This is a genomic window from Ideonella azotifigens, from assembly GCF_006519715.1.
Taxonomy (GTDB): Bacteria; Pseudomonadota; Gammaproteobacteria; order Burkholderiales; family Burkholderiaceae_C; genus Ideonella; species Ideonella azotifigens.
Map to the genome: position 1 here is coordinate 1 of NZ_VIDT01001153.1, position 1,110 is coordinate 1,110.

General features: G+C 67.7%; 2 protein-coding genes. Both read right to left on the reverse strand.

The features are described from left to right. Nucleotides 1–323: response regulator (locus FKP22_RS31280; RefSeq protein WP_233447039.1), on the reverse strand; the 323-nt coding region annotated here is incomplete at its 3' end. 66 nt (nucleotides 324–389) lie between these two features. Further along, a partial coding sequence (locus FKP22_RS31285; RefSeq protein ID WP_141292051.1) for a sensor histidine kinase occupies nucleotides 390–1,110 on the reverse strand: 721 nt, incomplete at its 5' end.

Genomic DNA, 1,110 nt, shown 5'->3' on the forward strand with positions numbered 1-1,110 from the left:
AGGTAGGCCACGGCACCGAGTTCCTTGACCTTGGCCACCGTGGCCGCATCGGCGAAGGCCGAGAGGAACATGAAGGGCATGGACAGCGACTCGCGCAGGTAGTCGGCCACGTCGAAGCCCGACTTGCCTTCCATGCGGATGTCCAGCAGCGCCAGGTCCGGCCGGTGCTCACGCGCCAGCAGGATCGCATCGTCGCCGTTGTCGGCGTCGATCACGTCGAACCCCGCGCGCGACAGCCCGTGGGTGACGGTGGCCAGGACCAGGCGGTCGTCATCGACCACCAGGACCTTGCCTTTGCTGTTCATCGAGAGGGGATCGACCATGCGTGGGATTTTCGCTGAACTGCTGCGAACCAGGTCACCAAATATGGTGGGGGAAAATCGGGACGCTCACAGCGGCTCCAGCAGGGCGACTGCCGGCGGCACCAGGCGCAACCGTGCCACCACGGCCTCGCCTTCCTGGGTCAGCGAAATCGTTGCGCCCTTGCGCGGCAACAAGGCCCGCACCAGGCCCAGGCCGGAAATGCCCGAAGGGATCTGCGCCAGGCTGAAGTCCGGCGCCAGCCGGCCTGGATTCAACACGCACAGGCTCACCTCCGCCTCGCCGCAAATCATGCGGCAGACGATCACGCCGCCCTCGCTGTGCTTGATGGCGTTGGTCAGCAACTCATTGACGGTGAGCGCCACCGGGATCGAATCGGCCTCGGTCAGCGCGAAGCGATGCGGTGCCGGGCCCTGCACTTCCACTTCGATCTGCCGCCCGAACATGCGCTGCACCGACTGGGCGATGGCCTCCATCACGCCGCGCACCCGCAGCGGCCCGGTCATGCCGACCTGCAGCCCGTGCACCTGGGCAATCGCATGCACCTGGCTGACGGCTTCGGCAATCGCCGGGCCGGCGGCCGGCGTGCGCTGTGCGCTCTGCTGCAACAGGCCGGCGACACCCTGCAGGTTGTTCTTGATGCGGTGGTGCACTTCCTTGACCAGCATCTCGCGCTGGGCAATGGCGGCTTCCAGCCGCGCCTCGTCTGCGGCGCGCTGCTCGGTCACGTCGCTGGCCACCAGCAGCAACTGCGCGCCGGCCTCGCCGGGGTCGACCAGCGAGACGATG